Source organism: Catelliglobosispora koreensis DSM 44566, assembly GCF_000379685.1.
Lineage (GTDB): Bacteria > Actinomycetota > Actinomycetes > Mycobacteriales > Micromonosporaceae > Catelliglobosispora > Catelliglobosispora koreensis.
The window spans coordinates 355063-376861 of sequence record NZ_KB903289.1 but is presented as its reverse complement, the minus strand read 5'-3'; the positions used below and the strand labels follow the sequence as shown (position 1 = coordinate 376861).

Genomic DNA, 21799 nt, shown 5'->3' with positions numbered 1-21799 from the left:
CAGCATCGGTCATCATTCCGGATCCAGGTTCATGATCCGCATATAATTCGGGCTGGAAGGGAGAATCACATGCTCGATTCGGTGGACGCCGCCATCGTGCGCGAGTTACAGAACGACGCACGGATCTCCAACAAAGACCTAGCGTCCAAGGTCAATCTCGCGCCATCGACGTGCCTCGAACGGGTCCGCTCGCTGAAAGCCCGTGGTGTCCTGCGCGGGTTTCACGCTGATGTGGACCTGGGCTCGCTGGGCCGGCCGTTGCTCGCGTTCATCGCGGTCCGCATCCGGCCGCACACCCGTGAAGTGGTCGATCCGTTCATCGCCTACACCCTGAAGCTGCCGGAGACAGTGGCACTGTCGCACGTCGCGGGGCCGGATGACTTTCTCGTTCAGGTGGCGGTCCGCGATGCCGCGCATCTGCAGCGGCTGCTGCTCGACGGCTTCACCTCACGGCGCGAAGTCGCCCACCTGCAAACGCACCTGATCTTCAGTCACGTTCACAAGTGGGCGACAGAGCCCTATGGGCCTTACGGGTTGGAGTAGCCGAGCGTGTAGTTGCCGCCGCCGCTGTAGGCGAGCACGCGGTAGCGGTAGTAACCGGCCGTTCCGTTGTAGCTAACCGTTTCCTGGTTGGACGGTGTCGTGCCAGAGGCGACGTTCGCCCAGGCGCTGCCGTTCCACTTTTGCAGGTACAGGTCGAAGTCCGTGCCGGAGGGGCCGACCACGCAAGCGCGGTGGGTGCCGGAGGCGGACGAGTAGTAGTAGCTGTTGTTCGGCTGGTAAGCGCTGCCGCCACTGGACAGGGATCCGCCAACCGTGAACTCGTGGCCCGAGCACCCGGTCGGTGGCGTGGTCGGCGGGGTCGTGGGCGGTGTTCCGCCACTGGTCACCAGCGTCAGGCTGTAGACCTGAAGGATTTCGTTGACGGGCTGGAAGTACGTAGTACCCCCTGAGGAGCAGTTGCCCGATCCACCGGAGGTGACCCCCTGAGCCTGGTTGCCCGCGATGAGCGAACCACCCGAGTCGCCTGGCTCGGCGCAAACGTTGGTGCGGATGAGGCCGCTGACCGTCCCTTGTGGATAGGTGACGGAGGCGTTGCGGGCCTGAATCGTCCCGCAGTGCCAGCCGGTCGTCGAACCGGAGCGGCAAACCGAGGCGCCAATCGCGGCGTCGGTCGAACCCGCGACGGCAACGGTGCCACCGGCGTAGTTGTTCACCAGGCCGCGTGGCGTGTTGCCAGCGTTAACGCGCACCCACGCGTAGTCGTTGCCGGGGAAGGAGGATCCGGCGAACTGACCACTGGGCTGCGTCGTGGTGGCACCGTTGCTGCCACAGTGACCGGCCGTGACGAAGCCACCGTTGACCGAGAAGCCAACCGAACACCGGGTGCCACTGCCGATGTAATAAGCGTTGCCGCCGATGACATCGATGAACGGGCGTGGGTCTTCGTTCGACTGTTCAATCCGGACAGCCGACGGGTCGGCCTTGGCGAGCTTGACGAACTCTGCCGCGTCGGTCTTCGAGCGGGCCAGCACCACGACCTGGTTACTGGCAACGTCGACGTACCAGCCAGGAATGGTCTTGGGGGCCTTGGCCGCCAGCCCATCCAGGCCGTCCTTGATGGCGTCGAGCTGGGCGAGGCTGCGTGAAACTACCTTGGCCTCGGCACCCGTCTTGGCCACTTCGGCGGCTTGAGCGGCGTCGGTGACAGCGATGGTGAACTTGGTAGCGTCCGGCGAAAGCCAGGCTCCACCATAGCTGTCCTTGAGAGTCTTGCGCAGTTGGTGATCCGCTTTGGCTGCCTTGGCCTCGCTGGCGAGGCGAGCGGCCACAGCTGCTCCGTCCAGCTTCAGATCACGTTTCAGCGCCTCAACAACCTGGGGCGAAATGTCGGCCGGGATCCCCGGCTGAGCGGATCCGCCCGGGCGCTGCCCTGCCAGCGCCGGAATCGTCACCGCGGCGACTAGTCCGGCGGTGGTGACCGCGACCAGCGTCGCAATTCGAATTTGTCGATCCATGCCGGGAAAGTATCGATGTTAAAGCGATGTTCATAGATACCGTTTAGGTCATATCATCCGGCGGGCCAAACCCTGGGTTGCGCTTCAGCCACTGGCTGTAGACCGGATTGCGCCCGGCGGTGTCCCGGTAGGCGGCGACGGCATGAGCCACGGCTATCGATGCGAAGCTAGCGGCCGGACCGGATGGATGCCAGCCCAGCAAATGCCGCCAGCGTAGCGGAGTGCCCGTGATCGGGACGGTCACCAGCCCGTTGACCTGGCGGAACGTTCCTTGGCACAGCCCGAGCGCGTGTCCACTTTGGACGATGTCGATGCAGCCGCTGACATCCACTTCATAGAGCGTCTTAGGGGCGAAACCCTCTCGCGCGCAAGCCGCGGCGAAGCAGTCGCCGAAACACCCATCGCCTGGTGTGGCCACCCACAACGCGTCGGCCAGCTCGCCGAGCCGGATCTCTTCCCGGTCCGCGAACTCGTGCCACGACGGCAAAATGATGAAGACCGGATCGATGCCGATTTCTTTCCAGATCAAACCATCATTGGGCGTACCGGGGACGGTGTCCCCGCATGAGCCAGCGACACAGAAATCGAGCCGCCCGGCCAGCACCATGTCACTGAGTTCGTCCACTGACCACGATGAGTAAGGCGAAATCATCGCGGTGGGGTGCTCCTCGGCCAGCCGTGTCATCATCCCGCCGAGGATGGGACCGTTTGAGGCGCCAATGCGGTAACGGCTCGGCGTCTCGTTCGCGCCAGCGAACCGCGCCGCATCGTCTTGCAGCCCTTTCATCGCCGGCAACACCACGCGGGCTCGTGCCAGCACGAGTTCACCGAGCGCCGTAGGGGTCGTGCCGCGACGATTGCGTTCGAACAACGGGCCGCCAAGAGTGCGTTCAATGCGCTGCAATTGTGCGGTTAGCGCGGGCTGGGCGAGCCCGAGCAGCGCCGCCGCCTTGGTGACACTGCCCGTGTCGGCGATGGCGCAAACCACCCTGAGATGACGCAGCTCAAGGTTCATATGCCTCCCGGGCGATCCCGGGTGGATTTTACGCGGTTATACTCCTTCTGTGCACCAGTGGTTTCCAGTAACTCCACCACCCCGCTTCTAGCGGGGCCTGCTTGGTGCGTGCACGCCCCGCTTCCGCGACCTCCTTTCCATCTCGTCGCAGGAGCGATTCCTTTGTTTTCCCTTGTCATATCCGGCATTCTTTGGGGCACCGGCGGTATCGCGGGTGACCTCCTACGCGAATCGGCCGGCCTTTCCCCGTTAGCGATCGCGGCCTACCGCCTGTGTGTGGGCGGCCTGCTTTTACTGTCCGTCTTTGTCTTCCGGCGCCTGCCTCTGCCACGAGGCGTGGCCGCTTGGCGCCGGATCGTCCTCATTGGCGTGTTAGCCGCGGTCTTCCAGGCCTGCTTCTTCGCGTCGATCTCGTTCACTTCAGTCAGCGTCGCCACCCTGATCACGATCGGTGCCGCACCTGTTTTCGTGCTGCTTGGTTCGGGCACGTTCGACCGGCGCGCGGTGGGCACGGTGTGCTTGGCGCTCACCGGATTCGTGCTGTTGTCCGGTGCTCCGACAGGCACGATGTCGGTTCCCGGCATCGGCCTGGCCCTGGCGGCCGCCGCCGGATTCGCCCTCATGACACTGGTCAGCGCCCGCCCAGTGTCCGGATTGGACGATCTAGCCGCGACAGGTTTCGCTTTTACTTTGGGCGGTCTGCTCCTGGCTTGCTTCGCTGACCTTCGCTTCAACCCGGGCGTGGGTTCCGTGAGCTTGCTGCTGTTCCTTGGCATCGTTCCCACGGCACTGGCGTATTCGCTGTACTTCCGTGGGCTGCGGTCCGCTCCGGCCACAACCGCCGCCTTGATGGCGCTGCTCGAACCGCTAACCGGTGCCGTCCTGGCGGCCACGTTGCTGGGCGACCGGCTCACGGTATTTGGCCTCGTGGGCGCGACACTGCTGGTGGCAGCAGTCGGCCTAGCAGCGCTTAACCCACGGCGGCCAGCCGTGACATAACCCCGACGTGCCCTGTTTGCCGTGCCGCCAGACCCATCGCCCCGGCGGCACGGCAAATTCCGGTGCTGTCGCCACGGCGGCAGGGCATGATCACGGCATGGATTTTTCTGTGCGGCGACTCAAGCCCGGTGAGTGGCGTGACTATCGAAACCTGCGGCTTGAGGCATTGGAAGCCGAGCCCCTGGCTTTCGTCGAGCAATACGCCAAGTCGGTGCTGGAGCCCGACGAGTTTTGGCAGTCCCGGGTGCTGAAAGGCGCTACCGATCCGGCCTTCGCGACCTTCGTCGCCATTCACGATGGGCAAATGATCGGCAAGGCAAGCGGTTTCGTCGACAACGAGATGACCGAACCAACGGTCCACCTTGTGGGTGTTTATGTGCAGCCGGCGTTTCGCGGCGCCGGCATTGGCGTGTCAGCCGGAGTCGTGACAGCGGTCATGCGCTGGGCGCGCGATGCCATCGAGGCTAGCCAGGTCAGGCTTTATGTCACCGAAGTAAACGGGCGCGCGGAAGCCTTCTATGCCCGGCTTGGCTTCACCCGCACCGGAAACACGATGCCCTATCCACACGACCCGTCGATCACCGAGTTTGAAATGCTGAACGCCAAACTCGACTCCGTCTAGGGCGGCGGTTCCGGCTCGACCTGGTAGAGGCGGCCAAGCGGGCCGCGCCAGACATATCCGCCGCGTTTGGTGCGCCAATAACGCCAGCCGCCTTGGTGTTTGGCCCGATGATGGAAGCGGCACAACGGAACCATATTGCTTGCGTTGGTGCGCCCGCCGCGAGCCCAGTCGACACGATGGTCCAAATCGCACCGTGACGCGGGCACCCGGCAACCAGGTGCCCGGCATCGCCTGTCCCTCGCCCGCACGACCCGCGTCACCTCCGCCGTCGCCCGCCGCTTGCCGGCACCGCGCGACTCTTCCGGCTGCTCGTAACTTCCGGCCGGTGGCACCGCACTCGCCGATGCCGTCTCACTGTGCTCGGTGTTGGCCGGCGGTTGCGCGACTGGCGGACTGGATGGTCGCGCGGTTGGGTGAGGGTCTGATGTGGAGGGTCGGGCGCGGGTCGTGCCGTCGAAGACTTCGCCTGATTCGGGGTCGTGCACGGTATAAGTCCACGATGCTTTCTGTTGCTGCGCGGCGACTTTGCGGGCGATCTCGGCGATCACCGGGCCGTAACCCGCTAACTCGCCTGGAGTTTCAGCAAGCTTCGCGAGGGTCTGCACGGACGCCGTCAGCTCGACGCTGCCGCCTCGGCCGCCGGAAGGCTTGCCCGTCAACAGGTTGAGGAAGGCATCCGCCCGCAGTTGGTCCATCGTGCGCTTGTCGCCAAAGGCACTGGCAAGCCGAGCGTGAGCGTGCACGACATTGGCGGCCGCGCGGGCTTTGTCGGCCGGCAGGTCGAGGCCAAGCAGATTTGCGCAGCCGTCGCGATCGGGCTCGAATATGAACCGTCGTGACGCGACTTTCTCATTGTGCCGCGATGTTGCCGCATCGGGGTCTTCGCCGAGGACGAGGCGCATGAGCTTGGCGCGCAACTGTCCGGTCGTCAACGACGGTGCTTGGGGGAGAAGCACAGCGCAGACCTGCTCGGCCTTGGCCGACGGCAGGACGCTGGTCTCTTCGCAGAAGACACGAGCCTTGGGCAGGTCGATGTCCCCGCCCGCGAGAGCGCCGAAAACGTTGGGCAGGCGAAACAATTCGTGTGCGAAGGCAAGACGCGAAGCGGCGGCCTGACGGGACCATGCGACGGCAGCGGCGATCTCCATGGGGGCAAACTCGCGAGCCGGTAAAGCGTCCTCGACTGCTGTGACCGCCTTGAGCACCCGAGCATCGGCTATCGCGGCGGAGCGGACGGCAGCGATCAGCTCCTCAACGGCCGCATCACCAACCCTTCCCACAGCAACAAATCTAAGCTCCACCACCGACAAAAACCCAAGCACCCCATCAGGATCCCGGTTGCGGAAACCCGCAACGGGATCAGGCGAGGGTCTGGCGGATCTCCTTCAACGAGCCGTCCACGACGACTTCGGTGAGGGCGCCGTTGACGAGGGCTAGGTGGGGTGCGACGTGGCCGCAGTCGACGTCGAGGACGATGGGCAGGCCGAGGTCGCCCAGGGCGCTACGGACGGCGTCGACTTGGGTGAAACTGCCCGAGGCGGGAGCGTTGGTGCGTCCGATGAGGATGGCGTTGGCGTGGTCGAACCAGCCTGCCAGGCGCAGGCGCCACAGTGAGCGTGCGATGTTGAGCGCGTTGTCTTCGGCGGCTTCGAGATAGACGATGAGGCCCTCGGGCGCGTGCGCGGCGGCAAAGGAAGACAGCGAGCCGAAAGGTGTACCAGCCAGGATCGAGACCGTCTCGATGCAGCCGCCGATGAGCCGGCCGCGGGCGCCCAGCGGGCCAGTGGACGGGTCGAGCAGTGACCACGTGCCGGGCAACGTCAGCGGATACTCGGTCAGCTCGGGATCGCCAACCCAGTCAAGGAAACCCTGGGGTTTGTGCAAAGTGGACGGTCCTTGGACCAAGGGCGCGCCCGTGACCACGGAAAGCCACGGCAGCAGGGGAGAGGGCACCTGTAACGGTGTGTCCATGAGGTTCTGCCCGTGCAGGGTCGCGACGCCCGTGAGACATGTCAACGGCAGCAATAGCGTGGACAGGTCGGAGTAGCCGATGAGCCACGGAGGACTGTCCGTCGCGAGGGCGGAAAAGTCCAAGTGCGGGAACAACTCGATCGCCAGCTCGCCACCCCACGGCGGAATGATGGCCCGGATCGTGGGGTCCGTCATCATGGCGGTCAGCTCGGCCGCGCGGTCCGCCGCCGGTGCGCTCACGACACCTGACCCGTCCATGCATGAGCCGACCACGACGTCATAGCCACGCGAGCGCAGATAGGACACGCAAAACTCAAAGCGCGGCGTCAGGTCAGCGGGCACACCACTGGATGGGGACGTCACGCCGATGCGGTCGCCGGGCTGGAGCAGGGCAGGATAGCGAATCACGCCGAAATCATGCCATAGTGTCAGGTATTTGTCGGCATGGATGGATAGTTAGCGCTGCCTGAAGAGAATATAAGGCATGATTCCCCGCGCTGAGAGCCCGTTCCTGGTCCGGTCCGTCTCTCCGACAGGGCTGGGCAGCACGCTCGCTGAACATGGGCGCGAACGGCCGGTGGTGTTCGACGAATTGATGGGTGCGCCGCTGGTGTTGCGGCACAAGGATGTTTCGGCCGCGCTGCGCGACACGAAAACGTTCAGCACACAGTTCTACGGGATGGGCCCCATGGCCACCGCGATGATCGCGCACGACGGGGTGGAGCACGCCCGCCAACGGCGTATCCACAACAGGTTCTTCAGTGCTTCGGCGAGCGCGCGCTATGCCGAGATCGTGCGACCTATTGCGCAGCAAGCGTTTGGCGGGCTGTCCGGCAAGAGGGAGTCCGAGTTGATCGGGGACGTGCTCGCGGCGTACCCGATGAAGGTCTTCTTGGAACTTCTTGGCGTGAGGGATGACGTCGGAGATCAGGGGCTGGCGTGGGTGCGGGCGATCATCAGCTGGCTCGGCTCGCCCATGGACGAGAGCCTGACCGCTCCCGGGCTTAAGGCGTTCGCGGAGATCAGCGAATACACCACGAGACTGGTCGAGCACGAGCGCGCGCATCCCAGCGACAACATGCTCGGCGAGATCGTTAAAGCGCATGTCGATGAAGGTGAATACACGCCGGAGGCGGTGACCGTCGCCGTGGTGAGCCTGCTGCTGGGTGGATTTGAGACCACCATTCAAATGCTCACCGGTACTATCGCCGCCCTGCTCCTGAATGATGAAGCGCTGCAACGGGTCCGGGCGGATGCGTCGCTTTATGACGCCGCGCTCGACGAGGCGTTCCGCTGGGCGAGCCCGTCAGCGGGGCTCTACCGGCTGGTGCTGCGCGACACCGAGATCGGTGGCACCGCGGTCAAGAGCGGCAGCATGGTCTACCTGTGCATCGCGGCCGCTCACTTCGACGGCGACGTCTACGCCGACCCGGCCGCGTTCACGCTCGGCAGGCCCGGAACGCATCTTGGATTCGGCCTCGGCCCGCACTACTGCGTCGGGGCACCGCTGGCGCGCATCGAAGCGAGAGCGGCTCTAGCCGCTCTGCTCGCTATGTTCCCGGAGCTGAGGCTCGACCCGGCCGCCGAACCGTCGTTCTTCTACGGTGCGCGAGGGTTCGTGCAGCACGGGTCAGAAGAGCTGCGCGTGCTGCTTTAGGGGCAAGACCGGCTGGAATCGAACCAGCGTCCCCCGCCTTGAGAGGGCGGTGCGTCGACCTCTGCGCTACGGCCTCGCCGCGACGCAGCCTACCCGACGCCCCCATTGGTCGTCGCAGAGGCTCTGGGCAGGTAAAAGGCCGATGTCGGCGTCTGCTGTTTGTCCACAATGGGGCATATAATGATCATTTGTGAAGCAACTTCTTGCCTTGGCCGTGCTGGCCACCTCTGTCGTCTTTGGAGCGCCGGCGGCTCATGCCGCGGAGCCTTGCGCGGCCACCGTCAGCAACACACAGATCGATGCGGCGGTCCGCTTCGACGTGTCGTTCGCCTGTCCGAAGGTGACAGTGGAGTTCATGTCCACCGTCACGCCCGCCGAGGGAGTCACGTGCGCCCCTGACCCGGCGCCAGACGTTGACGTCGATCCGGCCGGCGGCATAGCCGAACTGAGCTGGCTCGCGGAGCAGCTCTGCGCCGGAAGCGGCGACGTCACCGCGGACAACGTGCTGAGCTTTCGTAAGAACGGCACGGTCGTGCACCAGGCGACGAGCACCGGCGTGTTCGCGGCGTCGGCAGCCATCGCCGTGACCGGCGGTGGTGAGGTGCGCCTCAAGAACCACGGCGCTGAGGCACACGGATTCACTTCCAACGAGGCTGGCACCGGAAGCGGTGTCAGCCTTTCACGAGGGTGACGCGATAGCCGATGCGCATCGCCGCGGCCGCGTGCGCGGCACCGCTCAGGTAAAGCCACCTGGCGGTGCCGCCGCGCGGGTCTGGCACGAACGCCGCGGTGACCCGGTCAACTCCCTGCACGTGCAACGTGCTGGTGCCCAGCGAGGTGAGGGCCATCAGGGAAACCTCGGCGACCGCGACCGGCTCGGCCTCACCTTCGGCCAAGGGCGTGGCGTCGGGGACATAGAACCCAAACTCCTCAGGTGCGCCGCCAGAGCGCACGACGACGACCGCCCCCTGACTGCCGCCCAGCTGGGCTGTTCCACTGTGGACAGTGACGGCCGTGCCCAGGCTCAGCACCGCGTTCGGAGTTACTTCCGCTACCTGTATCGCCATGGCATGAATCTAGTGCCCCGTGGTCAGCATTCCTTCAGCCGTGTAACGGGTTCCGGCGACCGCCGCGGCCGGGACCGCGGTTTCCAGGGCCAGCAGGTGCGCGGAGGTCAGCGTTATGCCGGCCGCCGCTGTGTTCTCCTCGAGATAGGTAACGCGCTTCGTGCCCGGGATCGGCAGGATGTCGTCGCCCTGGGCCAGCACCCAAGCCAGGGCGGCCTGCGCCGGAGTGCAGCCGATCTCGGCAGCCACCTGCGTTAGCGCGGCGACGAGAGCCTCGTTGTGGTCGAGGTTGTCGCCCGTGAACCGCGGCAGGACCCGGCGGAAGTCGTCTTTGGACAGCTCGTTCACGTTGACTTTGCCGGTCAGCAGGCCACGGCCCACTGGCGAGTAGGCGACCAGTGCGACGCCCAGTTCACGGCAGGTGCTGAGCATCTCGTCTTCGACGTCGCGTGTGAACAGCGAGTACTCCATCTGCACCGCCGCGATCGGATGGACCGCGTGAGCTTTTCGCAAGGTGGCCGGGCTGACTTCCGAGAGCCCGATCAGCCGGATTTTTCCTTGCTCCACAAGCGAAGCCATCGCCTGGACGGTTTCCTCGATCGGCGTGCCCGGGTTGCGGCGGTGCATATAGAACAGGTCGAGGTGATCAAAGCCAGTGCGCCGCAGAGCGGCATCGCACGACTCAATCGCCCACGCGCCTGAGGAATCGACGTAGCGCGAACCGTCCGCGGCCATGCGATGGGCGAACTTCGTCGCGAACACGAACTCGTCGCGGCGGGCGCCCAGGCTGCGGCTGATGAGTTCTTCGTTGTGTCCCCAGCCGTACATGTAGGACGTGTCGAAGTGGGTGATGCCGAGGTCGAGTGCCCGCAGGAGTGTTTCGGCAGATCGCGTGTCGTCACGCTCACCGTAGAACGCGCTCATGCCCATGCAGCCGAGACCGAGTTCTGAAACGGAGGGGCCACCGGCCCCGAGTTGACGGTACTTCATGCCTCCACCCTTGCGTTTAGAGTGCACTCCAAGTCAAGCACCCCGGGAGTTTATGTGAGCGGATGGGCGTTCTTAGCGCTTTTGGCGGTCGTGCTGGGGCCGTGCACCTTCTACCTCTGGGTGCGTCTCGTCCGCGATTCCGGTCCGCTCACGGAACGGGCGTATCGTTGGCACGGTGATCTTGCTCGTGTTGACCGGCACTCCTGATGGCGTTCAGTGCCCGGGTGCGCGACTACTTGCCTTGGGCGCCAAAGCTTCCTGGCTACCTGTGGGTCGCCGTGATGCTCTACCTAGTGCTAATGCTGGCCGTGCTGGAGGTGCCGCGGTTCTTCGTGCGGAGGCGTGTGCCGGACGAAGGCCGCCGGTTGCTGTTAGCGCGCGGGACGGCTGTCGCCGCGGGGCTGATCGCCGGATCGACTGTCGCATTTGGAGCGGAAACCGCGCTCGGGCCGCCCGTGCGTGTGGGTGCCGCGCCAGACGTCACGCTCACCGAACTAAGATCGACTGCGTGACCACCTGGACCGCCCCTGCCGTAACCCGCCCCTCCGGATCGTTATCCGCGCCGGAGTCCGAACTCTTGCCGAGCCTGCTCGACTGGCACCGCTCCACTTTTCTGTTCAAGTGCGCCGGGCTGACCGGCTCGCAGCTCGCATTGGCATCGGTCGGTGAGTCGAATCTGTCGCTGCTCGGGCTGATCCGGCACCTGTCGAAGGTCGAGCGGATCTGGTTCCGTGAACGGTTCCGTGGCGAGCCCATCGAGCGGCTTCACTCCACTGTGGAGCACAAGGATGCCGACTTCGAGGTGCTGGACCCGGCGCTCGCTTCCCGCGACTACGCGGTGTTGCTTGAGGAACAGGAAGCGGCCCGTCTCGCTGCCGCTGGTGCGTCGATGGACGACATGGCAGGGGAGTACTCGCTCCGGTTCATTCACGTGCACATGATCGGCGAGTATGCCCGGCATAACGGCCATGCTGACTTAATTCGCCAAGGTGTGGATGGCGTGACGGGCGCTTAAACTGAAGCCTTGGTGAATTACCGAGAGCCTAAGGCGAATATCGACCCAGATACCAGCAAGTCTTGGCTGCGCCGCGCCCTGCCCGTGGCGCTGGCCCACCGCTGGCTGCTGCTGACCTCACTCGCGCTTTCTCTGGCAGGCTTGCTCATCCAGGTGCAGATCCCCAACCTGGTGCGGTTAGGGATCGACGACGCGCTTGTCGCGCGCGCGGCGAGTCTGCAGAAGTACTTCTGGCTGATCGCCTTGTTCGCGGTGGGGCAGGGCATCGTCAACTACTTGGCGCGCCGCTATCTGCTCAAGACCGCCTACGCGGTGGAATACGACCTGCGCAACATCATGTACCAGCACCTCGTGCGCATGCCGTTCGGCTTCTACGACCGGGTGCAGTCGGGTGAACTCATGTCACGGTCCAGTTCGGACATTCGTGCCGTGCAGATGTACCTGACGTTCGGCCCGTCGATTCTCGTGCAGTGCACGATCGCGGTGTTCGCCTTCGCGCTCATGTTGTCGGTGAATGTGCCGCTGGCACTGGTCGCCATGGCGGCGCTGCCGGTCGTTGGGGTGCTTGGCATCTATGCCAGACGGTCCATCTTCCCGGTGTCGTGGCTGATCCAGAGCCGCCTCGCCCAGGTCGCCACCGTCGTCGACGAGAACACCAACGGCGTGCGGATCGTCAAGGCGTTCGCCGCCGAGCAACAGCAACTCGAGACCCTCGCCCGCGAGGCCGACAAAGTCCGCTGGGCTTACCGCCGTGAGGCCTCCATCCGCAGCTGGTGGTCGCCGACGCTGGAAAACTTGCCGCGCATCGGGTTAGGGCTCGTGCTGCTGCTCGGCGGCTGGATGGCCATACAGGGCAAGGCTTCCATCGGCACGATCGTGGCGTTCAACGCCTACGTGCTCATGCTGCAGCCACCGTTTCGGATGCTGGGCATGCTCATCATGCTGAGCCAGCGCGCCGCGGCCTCGGCACGCCGCATCTATGAGGTGCTCGACACGCACTCCGACATCGCTGACGGCACGGTTTCGGCCCGGCTGCGCGGGCAGATCTCCTTTGAGAACGTCAGCTTCAACTATCCGCTGGGGACTTCCGCTATTTCGGGCATGTCGTTCACCGTCAAGCCGGGCGAGACGATCGCAATCGTGGGCAGAACCGGCAGCGGCAAGTCAACGATCGGGCGGCTGCTCGCGCGGTACTACGACGTGACATCGGGCCGGGTATTGATTGACGGGCGCGATGTGCGTTCCTTTGCGCTCGCGGGACTGCGGGACCAGGTCGGCATCGTGCCCGACGAACCGTTCCTATTCTCCGTGTCCATTCGCGACAACATCGCCTACGGCCGCCCAGACGCGTCCATGGAAGAAGTCATCAAGGCGGCCAAGGCCGCTGGGGCACATGATTTCATTCAAGAGCTTTCTCATGGGTACTCGACGAAGGTCGGCGAACGCGGATATACGCTGTCCGGCGGTCAGCGGCAACGGATCGCCATCGCGCGCGCCTTGCTCGTGAACCCGCCGATCCTGGTGCTCGACGATGCGACAAGTGCCATCGACGTCTCGGTGGAGCAGCGCATCCACTCATCACTGAAGTCCCTTTTGGACGGACGGACAACGCTCATCGTGGCGCACCGGCTGTCCACCATCGCGTTGGCTCATCGCGTTTTGCTGGTGTCTGAAGGTCGCGTCATCGCGGACGGGACCCACGCGTCGTTGCTGGAGACGTCACCTGAATACGGCTCAGTGCTCGCGTCCTCGCTTCAGGACGACGAGGTGGCTTCAGTGCCGCTTGCGCGCGGTAGTGATCCGCAGACTGGGGTTTTGGCCTCGGGTCTGCGCGGCGCTGAACGGGGGAACACAGCGTGAGCATGTATGGGGGTGGGTTCGGCGGGCCCGGTAACGCGCCGGGGATTGGCGGGCTCGGGGCACGCAAGGCACAGCAAGGCGGGCAGCCGTTCGCGGGCATTCCGCTGGATCTCGTCGCCGCGGTGGAAAAGCTTGAAGCGGGGGAGCCCGATCACGGAGACCCTTACGTGCGGTTCGAGCAGGCGGCGGCGAGCGACGGCAAACTGAGCATGTGGCGCCTGGCGTTCACGCGCCGCGGCTCGTTCCTCGCCGCGGCTGTCCTCGTGGTCGTCGAAACGGTGCTGTTGCAAGCGGGCCCGTTGCTGGTGCAGCTCGGCATCGACGACGGCATCGTGCCCCGCGACCTGAACGTGTTGTTCCTCGCTGCGGGCGCGTTCCTCGTGACGGTCGCGCTGGGCTGGGTGGCCACCTCGGCCCGGATTCAGCAGTGCGGCAGGCTCGCCGCAGACACGATGCGCGACATGCGGGTGCGCGTGTTCGGGCATCTGCAGCGGCTGTCGATGGACTACTACACCGACGAGAAGGCGGGCGTCATCATGACCCGCATGTCGTCGGATATCGAAGCGCTGCAACAACTTTTCCAGGAAGGTCTGGCGCAGTTCGCGATACAGGGGCTGACGATGATCGTGGTGACAGCCGTGCTGTTCACCTACGACCCGTCGCTGGCCGCCATCACGTTGCTGCTCGTGCTGCCGCTGCTGGCCGGGCTGACGTGGTGGTTCCGCGTTCAGTCAGACGTCGGTTACGGACGTCAGCGCGACACCATCGCGGCCATGTTCTCTGATCTGTCCGAAAGCCTTTCCGGCACCCGGGTCGTCACGGCGCACAACCGGCAGGACCGCAACATCGTCGCCCACCGCAGGTTCACGGGGCGCTACCGCGACGCGAGCGACTTCGCCGGGCACATCTCGGCTATTTATGGCCCGGCGACTTCCGTCATTGGCATGGCGGCTATGGCCGCGTTGTTGCTGATCGGTGGCACGCGGGTCGTCAACGGCACACTGAGCCTCGGCGTTCTGACCGCGTTTGTGTTGTACCTCAACGCTTTCTTCGCTCCTGTGCAGCAGCTCGTTCAGCTCTATACGAACTATCAGCAAGCACGGGCCGCCGTGACCAAACTCGGGGAGCTGCTTTCGCTCGCGCCCTCAGTGCCCGAGTCACCGTCCGCCGTGGACTTACCGCCGGTCTCGGGTGCTTTGACGTTTGAGAACGTGTCTTTCGGCTACAAGCCAGGGGTACCGGTTCTGCGGGACGTCACGCTGACGATCGCGCCGGGGGAGACCGTCGCCGTGGTCGGGCCGACCGGGGCGGGAAAGTCCACGTTGGCCAAACTCGTGACGCGGCTGCACGATCCGTCAGCGGGACGCATTCTCATTGACGGGCACGATCTGCGGGACGTGACGCTGGCGAGCCTTCGGCGCCAGATCGGCGTCGTGCCACAGGAACCGTTCATGTTTGCCGGAACGTTGCGGGACAACATCGCTTTCGCACGGCCATCCGCGCCGGAAGAGGAGATCTGGGCCGCCGTGGACGCGGTCGGCTTGCGGTCCCTCATCGAGCGCACCGAACTCGGCCTGGACGCACCGCTGCACGAACGCGGGCAGTCGGTGTCGTCGGGTCAGCGGCAGTTGCTCGCCCTGGCGCGTGCTTTCCTTGCCCAGCCACGGGTTGTCGTGCTGGACGAGGCGACGTCCAATTTGGACCTGCACTCGGAGCTTCTCGTCGAGCAGGCCCTCGACCGGCTGCTCGATGGGCGGACGGCCCTGCTGATCGCCCACCGCTTATCCACCGCCATGCGCGCGGACCGCATCATCGTTGTCGACGAGCACGGCATCGCCGAAACCGGTTCACACGCTGAACTTGTGGCCGCCGAGGGGCGCTACGCCGAGCTTTTCGCGACGTGGTCAGCGCACTCCCACTAGCAGGCGGTCGAGGGCGACATCAACGACGGCGGTTAGGGCGGCTGGGTTGTCCAGCTGCCCGCCGACGGCCAGCCCGTCCCGCAGAATCATGAGCAAGTCAGCGGTCCGTTCCGGGTCGGGATGCCTGGCTTCGGTGAGGTAGTGCAGCATCATGGCGTGAAACCACGACCGGTAACGGTCGATGACCAGACGCACAGGGTGTGCCGGGTTCGGGTGTTCGGCGGCCGCGTTGATGAACGGGCAGCCCCGGAAGCTCGGTGAGGCGCCGATCTCGCCCATCTTGGTGAAGATCAGATGGAGCATCTCCAGCGGTTCGCGCTCTGGCAGCGCGGCAATCGCCACTTGCTGCTGGTCGATTCGCTCCTGCACGTAGGCCGCCACGAGGTCGTCTTTGGACGGAAAGTGGTGGTAGAAGGTTGCTTTCGCCACTGCCGACTCGGCGATGATGCGGTCGATGCCAACAGCGCGAATGCCTTCGGCATAGAACAAGATGCCTGCCGTGTCGAGGATGCGGCGCCGGGCCGGGCGGGTGTCAGCCATCACTTGACAGTACCAGACAGGTCTGTCTAGTGTCGGGTAGTCTGCTAGACAGACCTGTCTACCTAGAAGGGTTGCCCCCGTGAGTGCTCTCTACACCGCTGTAGCTACCGCAAGTGGCCGCGATGGCCGTGCCATCACCTCCGACGGCCAGCTCGACCTGACCCTCGCGATGCCCAAAGCCACCGGCGGCACGGGCGAAGGCACCAACCCCGAGCAGCTGTTCGCCGCTGGCTACGCGGCCTGTTTCGCCAGCGCGATGAAGCTCGTCGCCAAGCGGATGCGCATCGACGCCGACGACGCTTCGGTGACGGCCGAAGTGGGACTGCACGGCCCAGACGTCAAGGGTGGATTCAGCCTGTCGGTCGTCCTGCGAGCTGAGCTTCCCGCTCACCTCGACGGCGAGACCGGCCGCGCTTTGGTCGAAGCGACGCACCAGGTGTGCCCATACTCCAACGCCACTCGGGGCAACATCCCTGTCGACATCGTCATTGAGTAGGCACGTCTAACTGCGTAAAGTGCCGAGAGCTGGCACCGGGGAACAACTTCGCTCAGAAGGGTTCGCCTTTTACGCATGAAGATCCTAATTCGCTCCGCAATGGCTGCCGTCCTGGCCGCCGTGACCCTGGCGGCCTCCGCGCACCCGGCCGCCGCGATCACGGGCGGCGAGCCTGACGGCAACCGTCACCCCAACGTTGGCTTGATCCTGTTCTACGACGCGGAGGGGCGCTTCCGCTGCTCCGCGACACTGGTCTCGCCAACGGTGCTCATCACGGCCGCGCACTGCACGGCCGGAACGCTCGGAAAGACCCTCGTCACCTTCAACTCGGTCATCGCCGAGCAGCCGCCCAGCGGCCTGCCGGTGGCGGCCGACCCCAGCGTGGGTTACACCTCCGCTGAGCTGGAAGCGGCCGGCTTCCTCGCCGGAACCGCCTACACGCACCCGCAATACTCCAACTTCACCGATCTCGACAACTGGAACGACGTCGGCATCGTGGTGCTGGACAAGCCGGTGACCACCATCGCTCCCGCGACGCTGGCCACCGGAAACTACCTCGATCAATTCGCCCAGCCCACGCTGAACAGCACCGTTTTCGATGTGGTGGGCTACGGCACCGAGGTGCGCAAGGCAGATGCTGGACCGCAGAACCCGCAGCCGATGAGCTACCCGCTGATCCGTCGTTACACGACCTCACCCGGGCAGAAGCTGACGCCGCAGGTGCTGCAAATGAACGGAAACCCCAATGACACCCGTGGTGGCGGTGGCACCTGCTTTGGTGACTCCGGCGGTCCCGTGTTCCTCAACGGGCTGCTGGTCGCCGTCACCAGCTACGGCTACACCCAGAACTGCCGTTACCTCGGTGGCTATCAGCGCATCGAGATCCCGGTGGTCGAGGAATGGCTGGCCTCCTTCTAGGAGGTAATAGATAGGTTCCCTTGAGCTAGCGCCCGGCCGGTTCCGCCTTCGCGGGGAACCGGCCGGAACTCATCTGTGTGGCACAATGCGCACTTGTGCAGATGAATCCATCCGACGTCACCTCGCTGCTCGACGACCTGCTGACGGGCGAGGGCGAGCAGGACGTGCTCGCATCGCGCCTGGCCGGGGTGTTGATCGAACACCTCGACGGGCCAGCACTGGCCGCCGGGGTCCGCTATCTTCGCGAGCGGGCGATTCAGGTGCCCGAGACGGAGTCCACATTGGACATCGTGGGCACCGGTGGCGGCCACTTCCGCCGCGTTGGCGCACTGAACATCTCGACATTGTCGTCGCTGATCGTCGCGTCATCCGGTGTCGCCGTGTGCAAACAGGGCAACCGCAAGGCCACGTCGACGAGTGGATCCTCGGATCTCCTTGAGGCGCTGGGCATTCCGATCGGCCTCGGGCCCGAAGAAGTCAAGGAATGCGTGCTGCAGACCGGATTCGGCTACTGCTTCGCGCCACGCTTCCACCCTGGGCTGGGCAAGATAGCCCCGATCCGGCGCGCTCTGGGGCACCCGACGCTCATCAACTGGATGGCGCCGCTGGCCAACCCGGCCCGGCCGCGTTACGTGCTTCTTGGTACGCACGATGTTGATTTGGCCCGGCTGATGGCCGGAACGCTGCTGGAGCTAGACGTCGTGCGGGCGACCGTCGTTTGTGGACCGAACGGGCTCGATGAACTGTCCGTCGTTTCCCCGTCGGTGATCTTTGAGGTCGACGGGCACGCCAAGTCGGTCACCGAGCGCATCATCGACCCGGCCGCCGAGTTCGGCATCGTCTTCACCTCGGAACCGGTCGGCGGGGACACCGACTGGAACCTCAAGCTCGCTGAGCAGGTCATCGCGGGGACGTGCGAGTCGCCCTACCGCGAGACACTCGCCGCGAACGTGGCTTTGGCTCGCTACACCAGAGGGCTGGAGGCGACCCTGGCCGAGGCCTGGGCCACCGCGCTCCCCCTCGTCAGTGCTGGGATCGCGCCGTGGTTCCAGGCCACCAGGACCTTCCACCAAAGTCTTGTCAGTTAACCCGGGAGCGCACGTGCTCGATCAGTGAGATCAGCACTTCCCGGCCCGACATGCTATCCCGGGCGTCGCACGAGATAACGGGCACGCCCGGGTCCAAGTTGAGTGCCGTGCGCACCGCGTTGACACCGAACGGCTCTTCGCCGTGGAACTTGTTGACCGCCACGAGGAACGGTGTGCCCCGTTGCTCGAAATAGTCAATGGACGGAAAGCAATCGGCCAGTCTGCGGGAGTCCGCGAGCACGACAGCGCCCAAAGCGCCGAGCGCCAGCTCGTCCCACAAGAACCAGAACCGGTCCTGTCCAGGCGTGCCAAACAGGTAGAGCACGAGGTCATCGCGAAGATAGATGCGGCCAAAGTCCATCGCGATGGTCGTTGACGTCTTTCCCTCCACTCCGGACACATCATCGGAGTCCATGCTCGCCGAGGTGAGCACTTCTTCGGTGTGCAATGGCATGATCTCGCTGACCGACCCGACCATGGTGGTCTTGCCAGCGCCAAACCCGCCTGCAATCAAGATCTTGACTGTTGTGGGAACAACAACGGGCCTAGCCTGCTGCTCGGAGGCCATCGATCACCGCCTGAAGAATCCGGTCGTCGGGACGATTCGCCGTCGGAGTGGGGGAGTATTTCGTGATGGCACCCATCTCCTGTAGGTCGTTGAGTAACACCCGCACCACACCAAGTGGCCGGGAGAGGTGCGACGCGATTTCGGCCACGGAAGCGGGCCGCTCCGCGTGCTCAAGAATGCTGAGATGCTCCGGCTGCAGGTGCAGCCCGGAGTATCCCGACGACCACGGCACAGTCACCACGTAAGTCAGCAACTCAAATGATTCCGAGCCAGGGCTTGCCCGGCCTCCGGTGAGCGCGAAGGAACGCACCAGAGGACCAGCGTCCTGATCCATCCAGTTGTGTGCGTTCGCTTCGCCTCTGTCCTCAGTGGACATCGGCCGGCTGGGGGACGGGCCGGGGTGGCGTGGTCAGGTTGTGCCCGATCCGCTCGATGAGCAGCGCCATTTCGTAGGCGACCATGCCGATGTCAGAGTCCGCGGCGCTGAGGACGGCCAGGCAGGCCCCAGCGCCTGCCGGGGTGACGAGCAGAAAAGCTGACTCCAGCTCGATAATCGACTGCCGGGCCGGGCCTGCTTCGAAATGGCGGCCGGCGCTGCGGGCAAGGCTGGCGAACCCTGCCGCCACGGCGGCCATGTGCTCGGCGGAGGCCTGTTCCATGCCGGCCGAGGCAGCCATCAAGATGCCGTCGACGGAAAGCAGGACGGCCCGTTTGACCGACGGCACCCGCTGAACGAAGTCACTTAGCAGCCAATCCTGGCTTTGCCGGGCTGTCATTGGCCCTCCTCCCCATTGCTGTGGTCCGGTGCGGTGATGTGTTCTGAGGCCTGCCGGCCCCGGTTGACCCCCTCTTGCAGGGAGGACAGCAGTGCCCTGCTTTGCGAGGGTGCGCGTGGTGCCGGGATGGGCTCGGCGGCTGGTTCTGTTAGCGGCTCACGCAACTGCGGCGCCAGGCTGGCCTGACGGGCACGCACCGGAAGCCCATCAAGTGCCGCTGACGGCGCTGGTTCCCGGCGGGCCAGCACGGGTGTGGCCAGAGTCGGGGTTTCTGCCGGGCTCAAGGCCCGCGCCTGTGCGGGCGTGGTGACCTGAGCATGCACCGGAGCCGGAGCGATCGCCTTCGGCGCGGTGCTGTCCAGTTTGGACTGTTCGCTGGACGAAACGATGATGTCGTTGGGCAGCAAGGCCACCGCGGTCACGCCGCCATAGGGCGAGGCTTGCAGCGTCACCTTGATGCCATGCCGGGCCGCGAGCCGCGCCACCACGAACAGGCCGAGCCGTGCGCTTTGCGCCGGGTCGAAGTCGGGCGGGTTGTTGAGGCGCTCGTTGGCTTCAGCGAGCGCTTCGGCCGGCAAGCCCACACCCCGGTCTTCGATCTCGATGGCGAATCCGTTTGGTACGACCTGGCCAGCGAGCCTGACACGGGTGTCGCGTGGTGAGAACGCGGTGGCGTTTTCCAGCAGTTCGGCCACGAGGTGGATGACGTCGCTGACCGCCCGGCCCGCCAATGACGCGGGTGGGGCGGGCACGACCGTGATCCGGGTGTAGTCCTCTACTTCGGACATCGCCGAGCGCAGCACGTCGGCCAGCGGCACCGGGTTGCGCCAGCCGCGGCCGGGCACGGCGCCAGCGAGGATGACAAGGTCTTCGGCGTAACGGCGCATGCGCACCGCGAGGTGGTCGACCTTGAAGATTTCCTCGAGGTGGTGCGGGTCGCTGATGCGCCGTTCCATCGTCTCCAAAAGCGACAGCTGACGGTGCACCAGTGTCTGGCTGCGCCGCCCGATGTTAAGGAAGACTTGGTTCAGCCCGCTGCGCAGCGCCGCTTCCTGCACCGCGGACTCGATAGCGGTCTGCTGCACGGCGCTGAACGCGCTGCTGAGCTGGCTTAGCTCATCGGTCTGCGTTTCGGCGGCCGGTGGCGGCGGGATCTCGACGTCTTCACCGCGGCGCAGCTTGGCGACCGTCATCGGCAACTGCTCGTGCGCCAGGTTGAGCGCCTTTTGCCGCACGTCGTTGATGCGCCGGATAAGCGAGCGGGCGATGCGGCTCGACACCCAGATGAGCATGATGATGATGATCAGGCCGAGACCACCCGCGATCCCGAGCCGCAGCATGACACCCACGGCGATCGGAGTGGCCGCGCCCAGGGCTCGCTGCGCACCCTCGTCACCGATTTTGAACAGGGCGTTGTCGACCTCGGTGAAGGTGTCCTTCCACCACAGCCCATCCACCGGCAGCGGGGCTCCCGCGACACCTTCGTGCTGGACTTTGTCCTCGATGGCCCGCAGATTTGAGTAGGCGGTCGTGCCTTGCAGCGCGCGGTAACTGGCGGCTTCTTCGGGCGTGAGACTGCGTACGACATCGTTGAGCATATGGCGGTTAAGGCCGATGTATTCGGTCAGGCGCACCAGCTCGGGGCCGGTTGGCTTGGGCCCGTTGAGGATCGCGTTGATCAGGGCGTCTTCGCGGTTCATAATTTCGCGCGCCCAGGTGAGCCCCATGACCGCGTCGACCTGGCGGGTCAGCTCGCGATTGTCGATCGTGGAGATCGTGGTGTACATGACGTAGGTCCGGTCGACGATGTCGGAGTAGAAGTTCATGGCGTCAAGGCGCGTGAACTTGCGGTCATCGACGGCGTCGCGGCCGACCTGAAGCTGGTCTAGCGCCTCGTTGAGCCGGGTCAGGTGGTGGCGCGTGAGGTCGCTGATGGTGTCCTGGAGCGAGTCGGTGGCCGACAGCCGGCGGAATTCTTTGATCGCGGCATCGGTCCGGCCGCGCTGCACCTTAAGGTCTGGCCCGCCGCCCTTAGGGGTGCCGACGGCGACCATCGACAGCTTGCGTTCCGCCTGGATCTCGACCACGACAGGGTTCGAGGGAGTTCCGGCGTTATCCGCTTCCACCTTGGCATTGAGCAGGCTCACCGCAGAGTCGAAGGAACCTGCCGTGCTGAACACCCAGATGCCGATTAGAGGCAGCAATGGTGCGAGGAGCAGCACGAGAATCCGGGTACGTATGGACCAGCTTCGTTTCTTCATCTGTCCTCTTCTGCAA

The 21799-nt window shown here is 65.0% G+C and carries 23 protein-coding genes and 1 tRNA gene; 12 read left to right on the top strand and 12 right to left on the bottom strand.

Features of this window, described 5'->3' with window-relative positions:
- Positions 1–69: 69 nt before the first annotated feature.
- A complete protein-coding gene (locus tag A3E1_RS0129790) occupies positions 70–543 on the top strand; it encodes an Lrp/AsnC family transcriptional regulator (RefSeq protein WP_020524466.1) in 474 nt (157 codons plus the stop codon).
- Here the strand turns inward: A3E1_RS0129790 and A3E1_RS0129785 are convergent.
- Together A3E1_RS0129785 and A3E1_RS0129780 are read right to left on the bottom strand one after the other, a co-directional pair.
- On the bottom strand, positions 528–2018 hold the full coding sequence (locus A3E1_RS0129785) for a S1 family peptidase (RefSeq protein ID WP_020524465.1): 1491 nt from the start codon (positions 2016–2018) through the stop codon (positions 528–530). The genes A3E1_RS0129790 and A3E1_RS0129785 overlap by 16 nt on opposite strands.
- A gap of 43 nt (positions 2019–2061) precedes the next feature.
- A complete protein-coding gene (locus A3E1_RS0129780) occupies positions 2062–3033 on the bottom strand; it encodes a LysR family transcriptional regulator (protein ID WP_020524464.1) in 972 nt (323 codons plus the stop codon).
- 162 nt (positions 3034–3195) lie between these two features.
- Here A3E1_RS0129780 and A3E1_RS0129775 point away from each other — a divergent pair, with 162 nt between their 5' ends.
- Both A3E1_RS0129775 and A3E1_RS0129770 read left to right on the top strand, forming a co-directional pair.
- Complete coding sequence (locus tag A3E1_RS0129775) at positions 3196–4032, top strand: EamA family transporter (protein ID WP_020524463.1); 837 nt, start codon at positions 3196–3198, stop codon at positions 4030–4032.
- A gap of 97 nt (positions 4033–4129) precedes the next feature.
- The gene (locus A3E1_RS0129770) at positions 4130–4654 is read left to right on the top strand and encodes a GNAT family N-acetyltransferase (RefSeq protein ID WP_020524462.1); all 525 of its coding nucleotides are present in this window, start codon (positions 4130–4132) and stop codon (positions 4652–4654) included.
- Here the strand turns inward: A3E1_RS0129770 and A3E1_RS0129765 are convergent.
- Both A3E1_RS0129765 and A3E1_RS0129760 read right to left on the bottom strand, forming a co-directional pair.
- Positions 4651–5934, bottom strand: coding sequence for an HNH endonuclease signature motif containing protein (locus A3E1_RS0129765; RefSeq protein ID WP_020524461.1), 1284 nt, complete (start codon positions 5932–5934; stop codon positions 4651–4653). The two genes, A3E1_RS0129770 and A3E1_RS0129765, sit on opposite strands and share 4 nt — an antisense overlap.
- Before the next feature lie 79 nt (positions 5935–6013).
- Positions 6014–7033 (bottom strand): S66 family peptidase, encoded by a 1020-nt coding sequence (locus A3E1_RS0129760; RefSeq protein ID WP_020524460.1) that lies wholly within the window; start codon positions 7031–7033, stop codon positions 6014–6016.
- 76 nt (positions 7034–7109) lie between these two features.
- Between A3E1_RS0129760 and A3E1_RS0129755 the strand changes: the two genes are divergently transcribed.
- Positions 7110–8282 (top strand): cytochrome P450, encoded by a 1173-nt coding sequence (locus A3E1_RS0129755; RefSeq protein WP_020524459.1) that lies wholly within the window; start codon positions 7110–7112, stop codon positions 8280–8282.
- 3 nt (positions 8283–8285) lie between these two features.
- On the opposite strand, the gene A3E1_RS0129750 is transcribed toward A3E1_RS0129755, so the two are convergent.
- Positions 8286–8358 (bottom strand) — tRNA-Glu (locus A3E1_RS0129750).
- Between the two features lie 114 nt (positions 8359–8472).
- Here A3E1_RS0129750 and A3E1_RS0129745 point away from each other — a divergent pair.
- Positions 8473–8973 (top strand): hypothetical protein, encoded by a 501-nt coding sequence (locus A3E1_RS0129745; protein WP_020524458.1) that lies wholly within the window; start codon positions 8473–8475, stop codon positions 8971–8973.
- Here A3E1_RS0129745 and A3E1_RS0129740 read toward each other — a convergent pair.
- A complete protein-coding gene (locus A3E1_RS0129740; protein WP_020524457.1) occupies positions 8954–9349 on the bottom strand; it encodes a hypothetical protein in 396 nt (131 codons plus the stop codon). The two genes, A3E1_RS0129745 and A3E1_RS0129740, sit on opposite strands and share 20 nt — an antisense overlap.
- A 9-nt stretch (positions 9350–9358) precedes the next feature.
- The gene (locus A3E1_RS0129735; protein WP_020524456.1) at positions 9359–10339 is read right to left on the bottom strand and encodes an aldo/keto reductase; all 981 of its coding nucleotides are present in this window, start codon (positions 10337–10339) and stop codon (positions 9359–9361) included.
- A 206-nt stretch (positions 10340–10545) separates the two neighbouring features.
- Between A3E1_RS0129735 and A3E1_RS47790 the strand changes: the two genes are divergently transcribed.
- From A3E1_RS47790 to A3E1_RS0129710, 4 genes are read left to right on the top strand one after another with little or no spacing between them, the layout of a single operon-like run.
- Positions 10546–10851, top strand: coding sequence for a hypothetical protein (locus tag A3E1_RS47790; protein ID WP_020524454.1), 306 nt, complete (start codon positions 10546–10548; stop codon positions 10849–10851).
- The gene (locus A3E1_RS0129720; protein ID WP_020524453.1) at positions 10848–11354 is read left to right on the top strand and encodes a mycothiol transferase; all 507 of its coding nucleotides are present in this window, start codon (positions 10848–10850) and stop codon (positions 11352–11354) included. The genes A3E1_RS47790 and A3E1_RS0129720 overlap by 4 nt, the downstream gene beginning before the upstream one ends.
- 12 nt (positions 11355–11366) lie before the next feature.
- On the top strand, positions 11367–13214 hold the full coding sequence (locus A3E1_RS0129715) for an ABC transporter ATP-binding protein (RefSeq protein WP_020524452.1): 1848 nt from the start codon (positions 11367–11369) through the stop codon (positions 13212–13214).
- A gap of 2 nt (positions 13215–13216) precedes the next feature.
- The gene (locus tag A3E1_RS0129710; protein ID WP_245571462.1) at positions 13217–15136 is read left to right on the top strand and encodes an ABC transporter ATP-binding protein; all 1920 of its coding nucleotides are present in this window, start codon (positions 13217–13219) and stop codon (positions 15134–15136) included.
- On the opposite strand, the gene A3E1_RS0129705 is transcribed toward A3E1_RS0129710, so the two are convergent.
- Positions 15119–15676, bottom strand: coding sequence for a TetR/AcrR family transcriptional regulator (locus tag A3E1_RS0129705; protein ID WP_020524450.1), 558 nt, complete (start codon positions 15674–15676; stop codon positions 15119–15121). The genes A3E1_RS0129710 and A3E1_RS0129705 overlap by 18 nt on opposite strands.
- 79 nt (positions 15677–15755) lie before the next feature.
- On the opposite strand from A3E1_RS0129705, the gene A3E1_RS0129700 reads away from it, so the two are divergent.
- The 3 genes from A3E1_RS0129700 to trpD all read left to right on the top strand — a co-directional run bounded on the left by A3E1_RS0129700 (position 15756) and on the right by trpD (position 18178).
- Positions 15756–16172, top strand: coding sequence for an organic hydroperoxide resistance protein (locus tag A3E1_RS0129700; protein ID WP_020524449.1), 417 nt, complete (start codon positions 15756–15758; stop codon positions 16170–16172).
- 75 nt (positions 16173–16247) lie between these two features.
- Positions 16248–17090: a trypsin-like serine protease gene (locus A3E1_RS0129695; RefSeq protein ID WP_026208974.1), complete on the top strand. Its 843-nt coding sequence runs from the start codon at positions 16248–16250 to the stop codon at positions 17088–17090.
- A gap of 101 nt (positions 17091–17191) precedes the next feature.
- The gene (gene trpD / locus A3E1_RS42800) at positions 17192–18178 is read left to right on the top strand and encodes an anthranilate phosphoribosyltransferase (RefSeq protein WP_020524447.1); all 987 of its coding nucleotides are present in this window, start codon (positions 17192–17194) and stop codon (positions 18176–18178) included.
- Here the strand turns inward: trpD and A3E1_RS0129685 are convergent.
- From A3E1_RS0129685 to A3E1_RS42795, 4 genes are read right to left on the bottom strand one after another with little or no spacing between them, the layout of a single operon-like run.
- A complete protein-coding gene (locus A3E1_RS0129685) occupies positions 18171–18746 on the bottom strand; it encodes a GTP-binding protein (protein WP_020524446.1) in 576 nt (191 codons plus the stop codon). The genes trpD and A3E1_RS0129685 overlap by 8 nt on opposite strands.
- Positions 18724–19056, bottom strand: coding sequence for a DUF742 domain-containing protein (locus A3E1_RS0129680; RefSeq protein WP_245571445.1), 333 nt, complete (start codon positions 19054–19056; stop codon positions 18724–18726). Before A3E1_RS0129680 ends, A3E1_RS0129685 begins: the two co-directional genes overlap by 23 nt.
- Positions 19057–19111: 55 nt before the next feature.
- Positions 19112–19522 (bottom strand): roadblock/LC7 domain-containing protein, encoded by a 411-nt coding sequence (locus A3E1_RS0129675; RefSeq protein ID WP_020524444.1) that lies wholly within the window; start codon positions 19520–19522, stop codon positions 19112–19114.
- Complete coding sequence (locus A3E1_RS42795; protein ID WP_083929694.1) at positions 19519–21783, bottom strand: nitrate- and nitrite sensing domain-containing protein; 2265 nt, start codon at positions 21781–21783, stop codon at positions 19519–19521. The genes A3E1_RS0129675 and A3E1_RS42795 overlap by 4 nt, the downstream gene beginning before the upstream one ends.
- Positions 21784–21799: the final 16 nt, after the last annotated feature.

Coding starts and splice junctions, on each gene's coding strand:
- trpD (WP_020524447.1), top strand. CDS start 17,192: ATGAATCCATCCGACGTCACCTCGCTGCTCGACGACCTGCTGACGGGC.
- A3E1_RS0129785 (WP_020524465.1), bottom strand. CDS start 2,018: ATGGATCGACAAATTCGAATTGCGACGCTGGTCGCGGTCACCACCGCC.
- A3E1_RS0129755 (WP_020524459.1), top strand. CDS start 7,110: ATGATTCCCCGCGCTGAGAGCCCGTTCCTGGTCCGGTCCGTCTCTCCG.
- A3E1_RS0129770 (WP_020524462.1), top strand. CDS start 4,130: ATGGATTTTTCTGTGCGGCGACTCAAGCCCGGTGAGTGGCGTGACTAT.
- A3E1_RS0129735 (WP_020524456.1), bottom strand. CDS start 10,339: ATGAAGTACCGTCAACTCGGGGCCGGTGGCCCCTCCGTTTCAGAACTC.
- A3E1_RS0129710 (WP_245571462.1), top strand. CDS start 13,217: ATGTATGGGGGTGGGTTCGGCGGGCCCGGTAACGCGCCGGGGATTGGC.
- A3E1_RS0129695 (WP_026208974.1), top strand. CDS start 16,248: ATGAAGATCCTAATTCGCTCCGCAATGGCTGCCGTCCTGGCCGCCGTG.
- A3E1_RS42795 (WP_083929694.1), bottom strand. CDS start 21,783: ATGAAGAAACGAAGCTGGTCCATACGTACCCGGATTCTCGTGCTGCTC.
- A3E1_RS0129790 (WP_020524466.1), top strand. CDS start 70: ATGCTCGATTCGGTGGACGCCGCCATCGTGCGCGAGTTACAGAACGAC.
- A3E1_RS0129685 (WP_020524446.1), bottom strand. CDS start 18,746: ATGGCCTCCGAGCAGCAGGCTAGGCCCGTTGTTGTTCCCACAACAGTC.
- A3E1_RS0129740 (WP_020524457.1), bottom strand. CDS start 9,349: ATGGCGATACAGGTAGCGGAAGTAACTCCGAACGCGGTGCTGAGCCTG.
- A3E1_RS0129780 (WP_020524464.1), bottom strand. CDS start 3,033: ATGAACCTTGAGCTGCGTCATCTCAGGGTGGTTTGCGCCATCGCCGAC.
- A3E1_RS0129675 (WP_020524444.1), bottom strand. CDS start 19,522: ATGACAGCCCGGCAAAGCCAGGATTGGCTGCTAAGTGACTTCGTTCAG.
- A3E1_RS0129705 (WP_020524450.1), bottom strand. CDS start 15,676: ATGGCTGACACCCGCCCGGCCCGGCGCCGCATCCTCGACACGGCAGGC.
- A3E1_RS47790 (WP_020524454.1), top strand. CDS start 10,546: ATGGCGTTCAGTGCCCGGGTGCGCGACTACTTGCCTTGGGCGCCAAAG.